Annotated in this window: 18 protein-coding genes; 7 read left to right on the plus strand and 11 right to left on the minus strand. The window is 24.6% G+C overall.

Translation table 11 applies throughout. From position 1 onward, the window contains the following. Nucleotides 1-43 precede the first annotated feature (43 nt). Nucleotides 44-1,054, plus strand: coding sequence for a 5-(carboxyamino)imidazole ribonucleotide mutase (purE, locus tag BP769_RS02165; protein ID WP_413826768.1), 1,011 nt, complete (start codon nt 44-46; stop codon nt 1,052-1,054). A gap of 11 nt (nt 1,055-1,065) precedes the next feature. Continuing rightward, nucleotides 1,066-2,328, plus strand: coding sequence for a UbiD family decarboxylase (locus BP769_RS02170; RefSeq protein WP_413825384.1), 1,263 nt, complete (start codon nt 1,066-1,068; stop codon nt 2,326-2,328). Nucleotides 2,329-2,387: 59 nt separating this feature from the next. Here BP769_RS02170 and amrS read toward each other — a convergent pair whose 3' ends face one another. The 9 genes from amrS to BP769_RS02215 form a co-directional block, all read right to left on the minus strand. Next, nucleotides 2,388-3,395 carry an AmmeMemoRadiSam system radical SAM enzyme gene (amrS, locus tag BP769_RS02175; RefSeq protein WP_413825387.1) on the minus strand — a complete coding sequence of 336 codons (1,008 nt, stop codon included), beginning with the start codon at nt 3,393-3,395 and terminating at the stop codon, nt 2,388-2,390. Between the two features lie 13 nt (nt 3,396-3,408). Next, nucleotides 3,409-4,395, minus strand: coding sequence for a thiamine-phosphate kinase (gene thiL / locus BP769_RS02180; RefSeq protein ID WP_413826766.1), 987 nt, complete (start codon nt 4,393-4,395; stop codon nt 3,409-3,411). Between the two features lie 248 nt (nt 4,396-4,643). Continuing rightward, nucleotides 4,644-5,114 carry a sirohydrochlorin nickelochelatase gene (gene cfbA, locus BP769_RS02185; protein ID WP_413825393.1) on the minus strand — a complete coding sequence of 157 codons (471 nt, stop codon included), beginning with the start codon at nt 5,112-5,114 and terminating at the stop codon, nt 4,644-4,646. Beyond that, nucleotides 5,104-6,051, minus strand: a complete 948-nt coding sequence (cfbA, locus tag BP769_RS02190; RefSeq protein ID WP_413825395.1) for a sirohydrochlorin nickelochelatase — start codon at nt 6,049-6,051, stop codon at nt 5,104-5,106. Before cfbA (BP769_RS02190) ends, cfbA (BP769_RS02185) begins: the two co-directional genes overlap by 11 nt. Then, nucleotides 6,023-6,421 carry a Zn-ribbon domain-containing OB-fold protein gene (locus BP769_RS02195; protein WP_413825397.1) on the minus strand — a complete coding sequence of 133 codons (399 nt, stop codon included), beginning with the start codon at nt 6,419-6,421 and terminating at the stop codon, nt 6,023-6,025. The genes cfbA (BP769_RS02190) and BP769_RS02195 overlap by 29 nt, the downstream gene beginning before the upstream one ends. A gap of 169 nt (nt 6,422-6,590) precedes the next feature. Next, a complete protein-coding gene (locus BP769_RS02200) occupies nt 6,591-7,829 on the minus strand; it encodes a magnesium transporter (protein ID WP_413825485.1) in 1,239 nt (412 codons plus the stop codon). A gap of 121 nt (nt 7,830-7,950) precedes the next feature. Beyond that, nucleotides 7,951-8,529, minus strand: a complete 579-nt coding sequence (locus BP769_RS02205) for a potassium channel family protein (RefSeq protein ID WP_409198273.1) — start codon at nt 8,527-8,529, stop codon at nt 7,951-7,953. 25 nt (nt 8,530-8,554) lie between these two features. Further along, on the minus strand, nt 8,555-9,622 hold the full coding sequence (cobJ, locus tag BP769_RS02210) for a precorrin-3B C(17)-methyltransferase (RefSeq protein ID WP_409198274.1): 1,068 nt from the start codon (nt 9,620-9,622) through the stop codon (nt 8,555-8,557). A 24-nt stretch (nt 9,623-9,646) separates the two neighbouring features. Continuing rightward, nucleotides 9,647-10,165, minus strand: a complete 519-nt coding sequence (locus BP769_RS02215) for a hypothetical protein (RefSeq protein WP_409198275.1) — start codon at nt 10,163-10,165, stop codon at nt 9,647-9,649. Between the two features lie 236 nt (nt 10,166-10,401). On the opposite strand from BP769_RS02215, the gene BP769_RS02220 reads away from it, so the two are divergent. The 3 genes from BP769_RS02220 (at nt 10,402) to BP769_RS02230 (ending at nt 13,024) form a co-directional block, all read left to right on the plus strand. Beyond that, complete coding sequence (locus BP769_RS02220; RefSeq protein WP_413825400.1) at nt 10,402-12,063, plus strand: DNA-directed DNA polymerase II small subunit; 1,662 nt, start codon at nt 10,402-10,404, stop codon at nt 12,061-12,063. A gap of 24 nt (nt 12,064-12,087) precedes the next feature. After that, nucleotides 12,088-12,666 carry a class II aldolase/adducin family protein gene (locus BP769_RS02225; protein WP_409198277.1) on the plus strand — a complete coding sequence of 193 codons (579 nt, stop codon included), beginning with the start codon at nt 12,088-12,090 and terminating at the stop codon, nt 12,664-12,666. A 97-nt stretch (nt 12,667-12,763) separates the two neighbouring features. Further along, complete coding sequence (locus BP769_RS02230) at nt 12,764-13,024, plus strand: UPF0147 family protein (protein ID WP_409198278.1); 261 nt, start codon at nt 12,764-12,766, stop codon at nt 13,022-13,024. Nucleotides 13,025-13,059: 35 nt separating this feature from the next. Here the strand turns inward: BP769_RS02230 and BP769_RS02235 are convergent, their stop codons facing one another. Next, the gene (locus BP769_RS02235) at nt 13,060-14,064 is read right to left on the minus strand and encodes a cobalt-precorrin 5A hydrolase (protein ID WP_413825403.1); all 1,005 of its coding nucleotides are present in this window, start codon (nt 14,062-14,064) and stop codon (nt 13,060-13,062) included. A 23-nt stretch (nt 14,065-14,087) separates the two neighbouring features. Continuing rightward, entirely contained in the window at nt 14,088-15,185 is a 1,098-nt protein-coding gene (locus BP769_RS02240; RefSeq protein WP_413825406.1) for a cobalamin biosynthesis protein, read from the minus strand. 63 nt (nt 15,186-15,248) lie between these two features. Here BP769_RS02240 and BP769_RS02245 point away from each other — a divergent pair, with 63 nt between their 5' ends. Continuing rightward, nucleotides 15,249-15,770 carry a DUF2299 domain-containing protein gene (locus BP769_RS02245; protein WP_413825409.1) on the plus strand — a complete coding sequence of 174 codons (522 nt, stop codon included), beginning with the start codon at nt 15,249-15,251 and terminating at the stop codon, nt 15,768-15,770. A 709-nt stretch (nt 15,771-16,479) separates the two neighbouring features. Beyond that, on the plus strand, nt 16,480-17,600 hold a 1,121-nt coding region (locus BP769_RS02250), incomplete at its 3' end, for an orc1/cdc6 family replication initiation protein (protein WP_413861949.1).

Raw genomic sequence — 17,600 nt, forward strand, 5'->3', positions numbered from 1 at the left:
TAAATTAAATAAATAATAAATTAATATTTTAAAGGTGGAATAGATGACTCCAAAAGTAATGATAATTTTAGGTAGTGCATCAGATATTAAAATAGCTGAAAAAAGCACAAGCGTTTTAGAAAAATTAAAAATACCTTATAGTGTAAAAGTAGCATCAGCTCATAGAACACATGATAAAGTTAAAGAATTAGTAGTGGATGCAACCAATAAAGGTGTTGAAGTATTTATTGGAATTGCAGGATTAGCAGCTCATTTACCTGGAGCTATTGCTGCATATACTTATAAACCTGTTATTGGTGTACCTGTTAATGCTAAATTAGGTGGTTTAGATGCGTTATATGCTTGCAGCCAAATGCCTTTTCCAGCTCCTGTAGCTACTGTTGGGATTGATAGAGGAGATAATGGTGCTATACTTGCAGGGCAAATTATTGCTACACATGATAATGAAGTTAAAGAAAATATATCTAAATTAAGATTAGCATATCAGGAAAAAGTTCGAATAGGAGAAAAGGAAGTTTTAAGTAAACTTAATGGAGATTATATAGATAAAGAATTTTTAGCTAATCAAGAAAATAAACATGCTACAAGTAATGTTGAAAAATTAAATGATGCTCCCCTTATTTCTATAATTGCTGGAAGTTATACTGACTTAAAAACTGCAAAAAAAGTTACTAGTGTATTGGATAGAATGGGTATTAGTTATGATTTAGCTATTATTTCTCCAATTAGATATGCTGATAAGTTTGAAGATTATATGAAAAAAATGGAAAATGTTAAATTATTTATTGCTGTTAGTGGACTTTCTGCTCTTGTCACAGGATCAATAGTTGCTTTAAGTGAAAAACCAGTGATTGGTGTTCCTTGTTCTAATAACGATGATGTTCATGATGCTTTATTTACTATGGTCCAAATGCCGCCTGGTGTTCCTGTTGGTACTGTAGGTACAGATAATGGTAGAAATGCAGCAATTTTAGCTGGAGAAATTTTAGGAATATCTAATGAGAAAATTAAAGAAAATTTAAAATGGATTAAATATAAAAATGCAGAATTATAGGAATTGATTCAATGAACTCAGAAAAAGATGTGGTTATAAAAATTGATAAAGAAATTAGTGCTAAATATGAAGCTGGAAAAATTTTAAGAGAACATCCTAAAGATACCGTATTATTATCAAATATTAAAGGTTATGAAATTCCAATCGTTTCTGGAATATGTAATACCAGAGAAAAAATTGCCCAATCTATTAATTGTAAAGTTGAAAATATTACTGAAAAAATTATTGAAGCTAGTGAAAATCCAATAAAAATATCAAATTTTAAAAATTTAGATGAATATGCATCTATTAAAGCAGATTTAAGTAAATTACCAATATTAACTCACTATAAAAATGATGGTGGTGCTTATATTACTGCAGGTGTTGTTATTGCAAAAGATCCTGAAACAGGAGTTCAAAATGCTTCAATTCATAGAATGTTAGTCCTTAGTAATAATAAATTAGCTATACGAATTGTTCCAAGAAATTTATTTACTTACTTTAAAAAAGCAGAAAAATTAGGGAAAGATTTAAATATTGCAATAGCTATAGGAATGGACCCTGCAGTTCTTCTTGCTTCAACAACTGGACCCTCAATTGAGCAAGATGAAATGGAAATTGCTAATGCATTTAAAGATGGGGATTTAAGTTTAGTTAAATGTGAAGAATCTGATTTAAATGTTCCAGATGCAGATATTATTTTAGAAGGTAAAATTTCAATAAAAGATAAAGTTAAAGAAGGTCCTTTTGTTGATTTAACTGATACTTATGATGTTATTAGAGATCAACCAGTCATTTCCCTTTCAAAAATGCATATAAAGAAAGATAATCCTATGTATCATGCTATTTTACCTGCAGGTTTTGAACATAAATTATTACAAGGCCTCCCACAAGAACCTAGAATATTTAAAGCAATAAAAAATATGTTACCTACAGTGAAAAATGTTGTTTTAACTGAAGGCGGTTGTTGTTGGCTACATGCAGTTGTATCTATTAAGAAACAAACACAAGGTGATGCAAAAAATGTAATTATGGCTGCATTATCTGCACATCCTTCCCTTAAACATGTGGTTATTGTTGATGAAGATATAAATATATTTGATCCTCAAGATGTTGAGTATGCTATTGCAACTAGAGTCAAAGGTGATGATGACATAATTATTATCCCTAAAGCTAGAGGTTCATCTTTAGATCCTGTAGCATTACCTGATGGAACAACTACTAAAATTGGTGTTGATGCCACAAAAATTCTTGGAAAAGAAGAAAAATTTGAAAGAGTTAGTTTAAGTGAATAAAATATTATCTCTTAAACTTTTTTAATTATAACATCATCAAAAAATTATAAAATCAATATTTACTGTAAAACAAAATTTAAATCATAATTACAATTTAAACATTTTTTATCTTTTATTTTATTCAAATTTTCTATGAAATAACCATTACGTTTTATTAAAAGTTCACCACAATTTGGACAATATGTATTTTGATTTTGGGGTATATTACCAATATACACATATTCTAACCCCTTTTTTTTAGCTATTTCTTTTGCTTTAATTAAACTTTTAATAGGTGTTGGTTTAATATTTTTCATTTTATAATAAGGGAAAAATCTTGAAAAGTGAATTGGTACTTCTTTACCTAATTCATTAATTATAAAATCTGTTAAATCATTTAACATTTCATCTGAATCATTGTAATTAGGGATAATTAAATTTGTTATTTCTATATGGTTACCATTTTTATAAATTTTTTTTATATTATCTAATATTGGATCTAATTTTGCATTACATACGTTTTTATAGAATTCATTGCTCATTGACTTTAAATCTACATTAAAAGCATCAATATATGGCAATATATAATTCAATGCTTCATCACTCATAAAACCATTTGTGATAAAGATATTTTTTAAATTAAAATTTTTAGAAAATTGAGCAGTATCTTGAGCATATTGTAACTGTAAAGTAGGTTCATTATAAGTCCAAGCAATTGATGGGCAATGATAATCAACTGCAATTTCAGCAAGGTCTTTTGGTGAAATATCATTTCCCATGAAATTTTCACCATTATTTTGTGAAAGAGTATAGTTCTGACAGTTCATACATGACATATTACATGAAAAGTTTCCAACAGAAAAAGAATTTGAACCAGGTAAAAAATGATACAATGGTTTTTTTTCTATTGGATCTATATTATATGAAGATATTTCCCCATAATTTAAAGTATATAAATTACCTTTAATATTTTTTTGAGTTTTACAAAAACCATAACAATTTTCTTTAATTTTACACATTCTAAAACATAAACAACATTGAACATTATTATCTAATAATTTTTTATAAAATAAAGACTCTTTTTTCATAACCTATATCTCCTTATTTTAAATGTTCGTAACCCTTTCTAGATAATGTTTCAACATCCCCATTTGAATAAACAATTTCTATTTTATTTAAATCATTTATTTCACCAATAACATAGAAATCCATCAATTTAGATAAATCATCAACTAAACTTTTATCAAATGTAAATAATAATTCAAAATCTTCACCGACATTGAAAAATAATTTTAAAGGATTTTGATTAATTTTATTAGCTAATTTAATAAAATTTTCATCAATAGGTAATTTAGATTCATAAATTTTTATACCATGATTAGATGTGTGTTTTAAATGATCTGCATCAAATAATTCATATAACTCTTCAGATAATCCATCAGTAATATCTGTAGCAGAACTTGCAAAATCTTTTAATATTTGACCTTCTTGTATTTTAGATCTAGGATTTAATGCTTTAGAAATAGCTAAATTTATCAAATCATCCTCAGTTTTGTTAAATTCGTTTAAAAGTTCAAATCCTAAAGCAGCTAATCCTAATTTACCTGAAATTGCAACTAAATCTCCATTTTTAAATCCGGATTTTAACAATTGTTTATTTTTATTAACTTTTCCTAAAGCAGTGCCTGAAAGTATAATTTCATCTGATTCATTAGTATCACCACCAATTAAAGGAAGATTATAATAGTTACATGCGGAAATTACACCATCAACTATTTCATCAAAATCAGACAATTTTAACATTTTTGGAATGGCCATGCTTAATAAAAATCCTATAGGTTCTCCACCCATTGCAGCAATATCACTAACATTAACGGTTACTACTTTAAATCCCATTTGAAAATGTGACATTTGTTTTGGGAAATGGCGAGATTGAATTTGCATGTCTGATGTTGCTATCAAATGATTAGTATTAATATTTAATACTGCCGCATCATCCCCTAAATAATTTTTAAAAGTTAAATTAGAATTCATATTATTTTTATTTATAATACGATTAATTAATTCTTTTTCACCAAGGGCTGACACATTTAAAGACTTATATTCCATATTATTATATTTATATTTAAATTAAATAAATTTTATTAAAAAAGAGCAATGAAAAAATTTAAAAAAGTTATATTATATGTAAATTAATATTTTAATAATATAAATTCTTATATTAATTTGTTATAAGAATAAGGAGTTTTATGGATTAAAATAAGTTAAATATTAAAAAATAGTATGAATTAAATAAAAAAAATATTTCTAAAAAAAGTAAAAAGAATTGAATAGACTTAATTATGTAATGCTTCATCTACTCTTTTTTGAATAATTTTTACAATTAAAGGATCCGCTCCTAAAGGATCAGTGAAAATAATTTCCCCATTAAAATCAACTTTTTCAATATCATGTTTATGATGATTATGTGTGTGATTATGAGGATGTTCATCTATTTCATTGTTATTATTATCCAATTCTAAATTTTCATCTACTAAACCTAATATTTTAGGAATATCCCTTTTAGTATGTAATCCATGTGCAATAAAAACTGGAACTACAATTATTCGTTGAATATTAGTATTATTAGTTAAATTAGCTACTGCTTGAGGAATATCTGGCTTTCGCATTTCCATAAAACCAATTTCAACTTTATTATTAGTAGTTTTCCGATACATATCTGCTAATTCATTAATTACTTCTTCCCCATGATTTAATCTACTCCCATGAGATAATAATAAAATTCCAGTTTCAATATCAGAGTTCATTTTCAACCTTCTTTTTTAATATATCTATAAGTACATCATCAGAACCTATTGGTTCAGGATATAAAACTTCACCATCAAAATTTATTTTATTTAAATCATGATGATGATTATGTGAATGATTATGTTCATGATCATGATGATTTTCTAGTAAACCTAAAATTGTTGGTATATCATGAGTAGTGTGCATTCCAGGAGCAATAAATATAGGAACAACCACTAATCTATCAATAGTATTATTTAATAATAATTTATTAATTGATGTTGGAATATCAGGTTCTACAAGTTCCATGAAACCAAAAGTATTTGGATACTCTGTTGATTCATTGAATTGTTTATGAACTTCTGTAATAAATTCTTTATTATATTTTAATCTACTTCCGTGACTAACTAATAATATTCCTGTTTTTGAATTTTTATCTAATTTTGAATTAGATAATGCATCATTTATTCTATTATTAATAATAATTTGAAGAGATTCATCAGGACCTATTGGTTGTAATAAAGTAATTTCACCATCAAAGTTTATACTTTCTAAATCATGTAAATAATGACCTTCTGGATAATTACCATCAGGACATCTTGGATCTTTTTCTAATGGATTTAAACCTAAAATAGTAGGAATATCAATTTTAGTATGTATTCCTGGAGCTAAAAAAACAGGTACTGCAATAATATTTGTCAAATTTGGGTTTCTTTCTATTAAATTATTAATAGCTTGAGGAAGTGAAGGTTTAGCTACCTTCATGTACCCAACTTCAGCATCAAATCCTGAAACTTGTTTATATTTATTACATATTTCTGTAAAAACTTGTTCAGAATAAGGTAAAGTACTTCCATGACTTATTAATAAAATAGCAGTGTTATTTTTTGCTTTTTTATTTACTTTTTTTAATGTTTTAGAATCTAAATTATTTTGAAGGTTTGAACTTGAATCCATAAGAAATTACTCCGTCATGTCCATCTTCACGTATTTTTCTAAATACCATTTCAACGGAATCGCCAATTTTTAATTTGTCAACGTCACAATCTACTAATTGGGCTGTTAATTTTGCTCCTTCTTCTAATTCTATTATAGCTACAGCATAAGGAGATAATTTTTTAAAATCATCTGTAGGTGTTCTAACTACAGAGAAACTATATATTTTTCCTTTTCCTGAAAATTTAAAACTTTCTATTTTTCCTTTTCTTCTGCAATCGGGACAGATTACTCTTGATGGAAAGAATACTCTACCACAATTCATACATTTAGATCCAACAAGATTATATCTTTGTTGAATATGACGCCATGTTCTAACAGTATCAGACATTTAATTCCTCCAATATTATAATTTTAAATTTTTAATTAATTATATTAATTTTATTATCTATTTTCTATTAAATTAATATAACTATTTTTATTAAAAAATTTAAAAAAAGTAAGTAATACTTTTTATATTTTTATTGTTACATTATAGATTTAATTTAATATTATATAAATTATATTGTAAATAAACCTAAAATTAGCATTGATGCAACAATTAACATTAAAGTAGAAATTGAATCAGTGATACTAGTAGATAATGGAATAACAATATTATCAGGATCTAAACCTTTTCTATAAGATATTGTGGATATATTGAATACTACAGCTATCATTATAAAAATCATCGCCATACCAGCTAAAAAACTAATTGTAGCAATATTTAAAAAACCAACCCCATTAATTCCAAGAATTAATGAAGAAGAATCAGCTAAAATTCCAATAACAGGATATATAATAATAGCTAAAATAAGAATAATACCAAAATTTTTTAAAGCATTAGCCCCAGGCTTACGTGAAGGTTCTATTAAACCTAAATGTAATCCTGAAGACAATCTTGCTCCTAAAATACTGACTAAATTACCACTTTCACCGGAAAATAAAGGAACTAAAGTTAATAAACTTGGATTAGATAATAAAGTTTCTGCTGAACTATTTAAAATACCACCAGAAATACTACCTAAAATAGAACAAATAAATAAAACTGGTGTTGATTGTTTAACAATTGTTCCTACTTTATCATTTGATTTAAATCCATAACAAATTCCAATAATAGCAATTATTACAGCTAATATAGCAATTATATTTCTTAAAACAGTTATATTATGAAAACTAGATAATAAAAGAACTGATAGTATTATAGATGGTAAAGTAAAAAGATCACCAAAAGCAGCAATTAATGGAGTAGTAATATTATCTGGATCCCAACCATGTTGAAAACTTTTTAATGAAATTAACATTGAAAGAGGAAGCATAATAACACTAGATATAAGACCTGCAAAGAATGATATTAATATAAAATCAAAAATTGACATACTAGGTAAATTAAAAATTACACATAATATCTTTGTAATAAATGCTAAACATATAGATAATGTCATTGTTAATATCATAGAAGATATTATATTTTGACTTAAAATTTTAGATTTTTCAATTTTAGGAGGTAACATACCAATGTTTAAATCAGTGCCTAATCTTGAACCAAATGATCCAAAAATATTACCTCTCATACCAATAGCTCCTGGAACTAAAGTTAATAAACCTGGCCAAGCCGCTAAGTAAGAAGTCATGTTTCCTAAAATTAAACCAGCGCATAAATCTCCAATAGCACATATTATTAATGCTAATAAACTTTGTTTAATTATAGAGTAAGAAAATTTAAAAAAATTATTATCTTTAATTACTTTTTGATTTATAAAATGCGGAGTAGATTTTGTTAAATTGGTGATAGATTGACGTATCTTCATCAATAGACTTATTTTCTTCACCAATATCACCTACATACATTTTATCACTTTTTAATTTAAAAAATTAGTTTTATATTTCATCTAATGTTATTTCATTCTTAGCTAGTTTATTTAAAATATCATAACCTGCTTCTGTACCTTTAACTATAAGGACATCTCCTTCTAATATAATTGTATCCTTATTTGGACCATATATCCAAGTTAAATCTCTCCTAATAGATATAACTCGCATACCGGTGCGATTTGATAACAATATATTACCTAATGATTTATTTATTAAATCTGAACCAGATTCTATTTTCATCCTATAAATATTTGTTTCAGAATCTTCCATAACCATTTTAAATACTGGATGAGGTTCAAATCCTTTAATAGATAAATCAGCTAAATCTTTAGCAGCATTACCTATTGTTTCAGCAGCTTCAGCTACTTCTAATAAAACGGTTAATTTTTCCGCATCTTCAACAGAACGAGAAGCTAATAATGATTGTTTTTTAATTTCATAATTTAAACTATTAACCCTATCTTCAAGATTTAATACTTCTTCAGCAGCTTCTTTATTTTGAAAAAGAACAGAAGAATAAGCTAAATCAACCATAAGTTCCGACAGATTTTTCATTTCTATTAATATATCTTTAACACTAGACATTAAATATCCCCAACATATAATTATATTATAATTTCTTTGTTTTTAAAACACAATGACGACGAAGTTTTAATAATTCTTTCTTTTTACGATTTAAATCATCAACATCATTTACAATATCATTAAATTTTTTCTTAACACAATCAATTGCATCCTTCTCATGAATCCATGTACAGTCTTCACAACTCCAAATATTCTTACCTTTAATCCACTTACCACCAGTAGATCCATCACCACATGGATAAAAAGGACAATAACAAAAATCACAATTTTGACCATAATAATGACAAGGATAATATTCACATTCTAAATTTGGACCAACAGGTGTATTAGATTTAAAAAAATTATCATAAAAATTCCTAGATGAGGGATGAATATCATTTTTAATAGCATAACCTCTTGGAGTTACCATATACCCATCAGATAAATATGTTAATTTATTTCCAACAATTAAACAAGAAAACATGTTAATATCTTCTTCGTCTAGATTAATTAATTTAACAATTTTGGTCTTAGATGGATAAGATGTACTATCAACAATCCCTACTAAAGTATTAGATCCACGAATATCTAGTAAAATTTTTTTAAATAATCTAAATGGTTCTTTACGAGATTTACTAATTGGATTATAAACTGCTATAATAAAATTTCCTTTTGCAGCATGCTCAATTTTATTTTGTATTTCAGATAATGGTGTTAAAAGATTACTTAAACTTATAGTAGCAAAATCATGTAAAGGAGCACCTAAAAGATCTGCAGAATAATTTAAAGCAGATACCCCTGGATAAACCCTAACATCTATATCCTCATATTTCCCAATTAATTGAAATATAAGATTAGCCATCCCATAAACTCCAGGATCACCTGAGCTTATTATAGCTACATTATTTCCTTCTAAGGTTTTTGAAATAGCTAGTTCTCCCCTAGCGACTTCATCTCCCATTCCTTTCTTTATAATTTCTTTTCCATCAATAAGGTCATTTATAGAATCTATATATTTTTTATAACCAATAATAACATTAGATTCTTTTAAAGCTTTAATAGCATTTAAAGTTATATCTCCTTTACTTGGACCAATACCTATAATATTTAACATGTTAATAAACCTCTATCATGAAAATTAAGAAGTTGTATTAGTCTCATTTTCATATAATTTTAAAATACTAGTAACTTTAATTGAATTTGTATCTACGACAACTCCTTTACTTGTTGCATTTGCTTGTGCAGTAGCAATTAATTTATAAGTCGGAGCTGTGCTTATTACTGTTTGGTTTGTAGAATTAGATGCAGCATAACCTACAGTGGTTATAGTAATATTTATTAAACCTGTATCATCAGTACTTTGTTGTGTGGTAGCTGTCATATTAGGAACACTAGCACCATCTACATTAGCAAGATTTGCTATCACCATAGCCGTGTCAACCTTATTAGTGATGTTTACTGAACTTGGATCTTTTATAACAATATTTGTAATACTATGAGGATTTATAAATCCTGTTATGGTATTAACTTGTAAATCTATTAAACCCTTAACATTTGGAGCTTCAGAAGTTACAATAGTATATGAACTAAATAATCCAATTTCAAAAAAACCTAAGAAAAGAATTATTATTAGTAAAATTCTAAGTGGTCTTGACATTTTATCACTACATTCTCTTTTAATTTAAAAATTAATATTTAAAATATTTTATAATAAAAATATAATAATAAATTATTTAGTATTATATCTAATATAATTTACTATTAATTTTATACATAATTGAAATTTTTATTAATGAAAAAAAATAAAGAAATAATAAGATATTTTTCTATTAAAACATTAAAATAAAAAATAAAAAATTTATATTAATATAAAAAAGGATTAATTAGATTTATATGAATGATATAATACTAAAATTTGCAAAAAAGGGAATTAATTTATCACCAGATGCTTATAAAAAAATTATTAGTACTGAAGATCCTAATGATTTTTCTACATCATTAATTTTAAAATTAAAGACTAAAAATTATTCTAAAAATGATTTCATATCATTAAAAGGAGATATAGTTAATCATTATATAAAAGAACTAGGGATAAAAACAAAAAATGAAAATAAAAAAGAAATTAACAATTTAAATTCTTTAGATAATTTTAACAAAGAACAACCAAAAAACAACACCATAACAAAAGAACAACCAAAAAACAACACCATAACAAAAGAACAACCAAAAAATAAAGAAAATTTAATAAATGATGAAATAAGCAATAAAAATTTAATTAAAATTAATGATAAAGAAGTTAGCCCAGAATTTAAACGTAATTTAACAAAACCTAATGTTAATTATGATAATTTTGAAATCTTAAAAGATCTTACAAACCAATCTTATACTAGTGGAGAATTAAATAATTTAGTTACTTATTTTAACAATAGATACCAAAAATTGAGTAAAATTATTGAAAAACACCCTGAAATGAAAACACACCAAAAGATTAGTGAAATTGGAGAAGGACAGACAGATTTAAATTTAATTTTAATGGTAAATAACGTAAGAACAACTAAAAATGGCCATAATTTAGTAGATTTTGAGGATGATACTGGAAATTTAAATGTTTTATTTAGTAATAAAAATGAATCAGTTTTTAAACAATCTGAAAAACTTGTTCGAGATGAAGTAGTTGGTATTACAGCAGACAAACGTGGAGATTTAGCAATTGGTAATAATATTATCTTTCCAGGAGTCCCAAGAATGCCAAACACAAATTCAAAATGTGGAATTGTTTTCACTTCAGATATACACATAGGCAGTATTACATTTCTTGAAGATGCATTTGTAAAATTTATTAAATGGATTAATGGAGATTTTGGTAATGAAGAACAAAGAGAAATTGCCAATAATGTTAAATATATGACTGTTGATGGAGATATAGTTGATGGAATTGGTGTTTATCCAAATCAAGAAAAAGAATTAGCTATTAAAGATATTACAGAACAATATGATGAAGCTGCAAGATTATTAGGTGATATTAGAAGTGATATTAAAATAATTATAGGTCCTGGTAACCACGATGCTTCAAGATTAGCAGAACCTCAACCTGCTGTCCCTGAAAAATATGCTAAATCACTTTATAAATTAAATAATATAGAATTTATAAGTAACCCTGGTTATGTAAACCTAGATGGTACAAAAGTCTTAATGTATCATGGTAGAGGTATTGATGATTTTGCAATCGGTGTAAAAGACTATTCTCATGAAAGAAATGATTTGATTATGGAAGAATTCTTAAATATAAGACACTTAGCTCCTATTTATGGTGAAAGAACACCATTAGCTTCCGAATTAGAGGATCATTTAGTAATTGATGAAGTGCCTAATGTGTTACATACAGGACATGTTCATATAAATACTTATAAGAATTATAAAGGAATTCATTTAATTAATTCAGGTACTTTTCAGACACAAACTGAATTCCAAAAAATTTATAATATTGTACCTACACCTGCACAAGTACCTATTTTAGATAATGGAGAATATAAACAACTTAAATTTATTGATTAAATTAAAATCGGAAGGAAAAATACAATGCAAAAAGAAATTAATTCTATAATAAACATTTCAAATAAACTTTTTAATAGACATTTAGTTACTGGAAAAGCTGGTAATGTGAGTGTAAAATTTAAAAATAATGGAAAAATTATCATTGGTATAACACCTACATTAAAATCTCTTAATAATCTTAAATTCAATGATATTGTACTGGTTGATTTAGAAGGTAACATAATATCTAAAGGAAAACCATCTTCTGAGGTCTTTATGCATTTAAATATTTATAAATCTAATAAAAATGTTAATGCTATAGTTCATACTCATTCTCCTTTTGCAACTGGTTTTTCATTTTCTGATAAAAAAATTAAAAGATTAGAAGGTTTTGGAAAAATTGAAAAACCTTATTTAGCCGAAGTAAATTATGAAATTCCGGGGACTATGGATTTAGCTAATAAAGTAGGAGAAGCAATTAAAAATGAAGATGTTTTAATTCTTAAAAATCATGGTGTAATTAGTGTTGGAGAAAATTTAGAAGAAGCTTTTTCATTAGCAGATTTTGTAGAAGAAATAGCTAAAACTCAATTTATTACACATACATTAAATTTAATAAAGTAAAAAAGTAATTATATTTTTAGTAAACATTATATATTTTATAAAATAATAATATAATATTATAACTATTTTTATAAATTTTTTATGGGAGGAAAATTATATGAGTGATAATCAGGAAACTTTTGATGAAGTTTCAGAAATATTAAAACACATTATGGATAATCCAACAGTTCCACGTAACATTAGAAGAGCTGCAGATGAATCAAATAATAAATTAGCTGATGAAAGTGAAGATCCTACTGTTAAAGCTAGTACTGTTATTATGATTTTAGATGAAATAAGTAACGATCCTAATATACCTGTTCATGCTAGAACATTAATTTGGGAAATATTAAGTAAGTTAGAAACTGTTAAATCATAAAATAAATTATTAATTTTTTTTAAAAATATTTTTTATTATTTTTCATTACTGATAGCTACGGCTATAGTAACACCATTAAATGCTGTTTTTTTATAAATAAGTTTAGAATTTAATCCAGCTTTCATTAAAGCACAGGGTTCGCATACACCATAAGCTCCGATTGTTTTTTCTACAAATTTAGATTTAGTGCAATCTTCAGACTTAAAATTTTTTATATCTTCAGTTTTTATTATAAATAAAGGTAATTTTAATTTTTCTGATGCTAAAATTATCCCTTCTTCATTTTGTTTAACATCAACAGTAGCTAAAGAATCTATTCTATTAATATCAATGTTCAATTGAGTGCAGACAGTTTTTATAGCTATTAAAACGTTTTTCATGCTTATATTTTTTTTAGAGCCAATTCCAAAAACCATTTTTTCAGGAATTATTTTTAATATCTTACTTTTATATTTAGCTATTATAGTAGGGTTATTAGAATTATTTTTAATGAGATTTATTTCTTTTTTTGTATGTAAAAATTCTTTTAGGTATTTTTCTTGTTTAATATTAACTAATAAGTCTATTGATTGGTTATTTAATATTGCTTTATTAAAAATTACTATGTCATGTACATTTTCAATTTTCCAAAAATATTTATTAGCTAATGAGTCTATAGATAATTTATTGTTAATATCTGTAGCAGTTGTAATAATTGGTTCTGCATTAATTATTTCTGAAATTATATTTGTTAATTCATTAGCCCCACCTAGATGTCCACTTAATAAGCTTATTACATATTGTCCTTTTTCATCTATGGATAATATTGCAGGATCTTTATCTTTAGATGTTATTTGATTTGCTATAGATCTTATTAAAATTCCAGTTGCCATTATTCCAATTATAGCATCATATTTAAAAAAAATATTATTTATAGTATTTTTTACATTTTTAAAATATATATCAATTTTTATAAATCTAGGATTTTTTATTAAATAATCTTTAATAATATTAGATAATTCTTTCCCATTTTCAGTTATTGATATTATTGCAATTTTCATGTTTTTTAACTTTCCTTATTTTTTTAAAAAATAAAATTTAATATTAAAAATATTATACTTAAAATTATAGTTGATAAACAGATGCTCATTTTTGTTAATTTAACTGAATCATCAATTTTATCAATGCTTAATTTATGATTATTATCTCCAAGAATATAAGTTTCTTTTTTTTCTAATTGAATATCTAAAGCTCCAGCAACCGCTGCCATTGTATAACCTGAATTAGGACTTGGAGTTTTTTTTGAATCTCTTTTAAAAATTTTAAAACTATTTTTACCATTTAATTTTAGAATATATGCAGATAAAACAACCATTATTCCCGCAAAACGTGACGGAATATAATTTAAGATATCATCTAAGTGTGCTGGAAACCACCCTATATTAGCTAAAATTGTTGTTTTATATCCAACCATTGCGTCTAATGTATTAATGACTCTATGAATATTTGCACCTAAAATAGCTAAAAAAATTATATAATAATAATTTAATCCAAAAAATATTCCAATCAAACTAAATAGGAAATAGTAGAATATAGATGAAACATATGAATCTGTAATATTTTCAGTCATTGATTCAATTGAAGCAGATATTATATATTGTTCATTTAGATTAGATGTATCCCTACTCACAAACATTGAAATTGACTTTCTAGCTGTTTTGATATTATCTTTTAAATCTTTCTTAATTTTTAATGATGAATTTATTAACATTTTTATTGAGAAAAATTGGGATAAAAATATTGATGTTAAAATTCCAAATATTACATAATTTATTATAATCCAAAAATTCAATGCAAATAAATTATTTATAAATTTATTACAAAATATTGTTAAGAAAGTAGCTAAAAAAGTTGATAAAAATATATTAATACTATATATTATTATCAAAATTATTGATATTGATATTAATGAAAAAAATGTTAATAAAACTCCAGAAGATCTATTTTTTATATTAATAAAATTATTTTTAAAATATTCTATTATTTTCCCAATTAAAACAACAAAATGATATTTAGATGGTACCTCTTCAATGATTAAATCAATTAATATGCTTAAAATTAATAAAAAAATTAAGTATATATTATAATTGTTAAATATGAAGTTTATAATTTCATTAAACATTATTTTTATATTATTTATAAATTATATATTAATTTATTTATTAATATAATAGGAAGTTAAATTATGATAGATAAAAATATTGTTCAAAAATGGTTAGTTGATGAAGGAATATTTAAAAATGAAATTTCTGATGATAAATCTAATTTTCATTTTATAATTAATTATCCTGAAAATCATATTATGGATTTGATTCAACCATTAGGTAAAGAAGATATGTTACTTATTGGTTGTGCAACTGAAATTGATCCTAGTCAAATTGAAGTAATGAGTAATGCTTCAAGTGAAAGAAAGAGAAATTTTATTTGGGATATTAAATTAACTTTAAATCAATTTTTATTGGATTTTGAATTAGAACATCCTAATGATGTTTTACAACGATTTGTTATTACAGATGAAATATATGAAGATAATTTAAATAAAAATAATTTAATTTTATGTATTAAAAAAGTTTTTAAGGGTAAATTACAATGTATTTGGAAATTAAATAAAGTATTTGGTGAATATAGCTCTAAATCTAATATAAATAATAATAATAATAAAAATAATAATTATAATAATAATATTAATAATAATAATTATATATAATTTATTAATTTTTTTGTTTTTAAGAGAGAGACGTACTCTTCAAGTGAAAGAGAAAATTGTGTTTATTAAAGATGAAGAGATACATTTCATCTGAAAAATTCATGAAATTTACCTCTCTGTTTTGTTAGTAATATTTCACAAAATTACTAATTTTATTACTTCTTTTGTAAAATTATGAATTATTAAACCTTTTTTAAAATTTATTTTACACTTGAAATATATGTCTTTATATTTCGCTTTTTCAAATTTTTATTTTTCACTTGAAATACACCTCTCTCACTTTAATATTAATTTTTTAAAAAAATTAATTTAATATAAATCCTTATTTTTGATTTTAAATCCCTTATTGAAAATTTTTTATTTTTTAGCTATTTGCCTGTTATATCTATTTATACATAATATTACACTTGAAATTTAACTATATAAAAATTATTTTCATTTATTTTTTTTAACATTCATTTAAATAAAAATTATTTTAATTTAATATAACCTTATTTAAAGATTGATTTTACCTAAAACATTAATTTAATTTGCTTATTATTAATATTCATTTTTAAATATTATAATTTTATTAAATTTTGATTATTTACACTTGTACTTTAACATAAAATTTAAATATAATCATAACAAAAATTAATTTATAAGTTTTACACTTGAAATTATTCTTATTAAATAATTTTTAATTAATTAATTTTTTTATGGCGATTTAATGACAAATATTTTTGATAATTTAGAAGGTGAAGATTCTGTTTTTAAAGACATAAAACCTTTAGATCATAGGTTTTTACCTGAACACTTACCACACAGAAAAGAACAAATTACATCCATAGCTAAATATTGGGTTGAAGCTTTAAATAATGTAGCACCATCTGATATAACTATTTATGGAAAAACTGGAACCGGAAAAACAGCAGCTGCTAAATTCGCAAAAGAACAATTGAAAGAAGCAGCTAAAAATAAAAGTATTTTTGTAAAAGTAGAATATATTCGTTGCACAGATTATACAACTGAATATCAAGTCATTGCTCATTTATGTCAACAATTAGGTAGAGATGTTCCTCATAGAGGATGGACTAAAGCAGAAGTAATTAATACTTTTAGAGATATTTTTAAAACTAATGCTTTTGGTAAAAAACTTATTCTTATTGTCATTCTTGATGAAATTGATATTTTACTTCAAAAAGATGGAGATGGAATACTTTATACATTAACAAGAACTGAAAATGTTTCAGTTTTATCAATTAGTAATTATTTAGATTTTAAAAAATTTATAAAACCTAGAGTTATGAGTAGTTTAAGAGATCGAGAAATTGTATTCCCTCCTTATAATGCTGAACAATTATCCGATATTTTACAAGAAAGATCTAGATTGTCTTTTGATAAAGGAGTTTTAGATGATGATGTTATTCCTTTATGTTCTGCTATGGCTGCTAAAGAAGAAGGGGATGCTAGGTATGCTTTAGATCTTCTTAGAACTGCAGGTGAATTAGCTGATGAAAAAGATTCAGAAATAATTCATGGTAATTTTGTTCGAGAAGCTAAAGATCGGATAGAACATAATAAAATCACAGATATAATAATTACTCTTCCTACTCAACAACAAAGAGTTCTTGAAGCTCTTTTAAATTTAACAAAAGAAAATAAAGAAATAACTTCCGGTAAGTTATATGATGCATATAAATTGGTTTCTAAAGGAGATTCTGTAACTTATAGAAGAATTTTTGATTTTATTAATGAATTAGAAATGCTTGGAATTATTTCAACTAATACTATATCTAGAGGTAGAGGTAAAGGGAGAACTAATATAATTTCATTACAATGTGATACAGA

The sequence above is a fragment of the Methanobrevibacter sp. UBA417 genome, assembly GCF_002508845.1.
Lineage (GTDB): Archaea > Methanobacteriota > Methanobacteria > Methanobacteriales > Methanobacteriaceae > Methanobrevibacter_A > Methanobrevibacter_A acididurans.